Here is a 1366-nt window from a genome sequence, read left to right as displayed (position 1 = left end):
TTGTGCTTTAAGCTTTCAGGTATCGGCTTTCGGCGGTGGGCTATGGGAAAAATGCGTGTCCGTAGTCGTTAAAAACATTTTTACACTCTTTGCCTTGTGCCTATTGCCTTGTCCCTAAAACACAAAACTTAAATATAATTCTGCACGATTACTTACTCTCTTTTTATAGGATACCCCATAGCTCGGCCTATCGATTTTATACCAAAACGACTTCTAATTACGTCCATGGCTGTATAAAGTGGCGCTACTTTGGCACTTTGATCAAAGAGGCTAAGTTGTTGTACACCCCGTACTAATTTGGTAAATCGAACACCCACTAGTCGAATTAGTAGCCTTTTTTCATATAGTTGATCAAATAGCTGTAAGACCAATGGTATCAAAATATGGTCAGCAGAAGTACTAGAAATGATGACTTGTTTATTATGTGTATCAAAATTTGAATAGCGCAGCTTTACCGTCACGCAGGCCGTACAGTATCCATCTTTCCGAAGTTCATAACTTAGTTGTTCTGCGAGTCGAATCAGTATGGATTTTAAGTACACAAGGTCTGTTGTATCTTGCTGAAAGGTTATTTCTTTAGACATACTTTTGGGTTCAGAATAGGGCAATACTGGCGAATAGTCTATGCCATTGGCTTTTTCCCACAAAACCTTACCCATTTTTCCGAAAGTTCTTTCGAGTACTTTACATGGCATTTCACTTAATGTACCCACTTTTGAGATACCCATATTGCGTAAAGTTTGCGCCGTTACCTCACCAACCATAGGTAATTTATTTATGGCTAAAGGAGCCAAAAATTGTTTTTCTTGTCCAATCTCGACAAGATTATATCCTGCAGGTTTTACTTCATTGGTTACTACTTTCGAGACTGTTTTACTAGTCGAGAGTCCAAAGGAAATACTAAGCCCCGTTTCTTTAATAATTGTTTTTCGTAAATGTTGAGCATAACGATACGTCCCAAAGAATTTTTCCATACCAGTCATATCAATATAAAACTCATCCACGGAGGCTTTTTCAACAAGGGGAGCATTCTCAACGATGACTTCGGTAACCATTTCTGAGTACTGAGAATATGCCTCAAAATCGCCTCGAAGAATAATCGCATCTGGACATAAATGACGAGCCATTCGCATGGGCATAGCCGAATGTACGCCAAAACGGCGTGCTTCATAACTACAAGCTGATACAACACCTCTATCGGACATACCTCCTACAATGACAGGTTTGTTATTCAATGCGCTATTTCGTAATCTTTCAACAGATACAAAAAAGCAGTCAAGATCCATGTGCAAAATAGCTCTATCCATTTTTTAGCTACTTAAAGTATTCAAAATTATTATTTGAATACAAAATTAAGCTAAAAAAG

At 38.1% G+C, this 1366-nt stretch carries 1 protein-coding gene; it reads right to left on the bottom strand.

Translation table 11 applies throughout. The features are described 5' to 3' along the window. Positions 1 to 152 precede the first annotated feature (152 nt). A complete protein-coding gene (gene dinB / locus ACOVQ4_RS05975; RefSeq protein WP_421819740.1) occupies positions 153 to 1307 on the bottom strand; it encodes a DNA polymerase IV in 1155 nt (384 codons plus the stop codon). Between the last annotated feature and the right edge of the window lie 59 nt (positions 1308 to 1366).

Source organism: Flectobacillus sp. (assembly GCF_049240685.1).
GTDB lineage: Bacteria > Bacteroidota > Bacteroidia > Cytophagales > Spirosomataceae > Flectobacillus.
The sequence above is the reverse complement of the archived record's forward strand: the minus strand, read 5'-3'. Positions and strand labels throughout refer to the sequence as shown.

What these genes read in the sequence shown, in the direction of transcription:
- dinB (WP_421819740.1), bottom strand. Translation starts at nt 1,307, where the DNA reads ATGGATAGAGCTATTTTGCACATGGATCTTGACTGCTTTTTTGTATCT.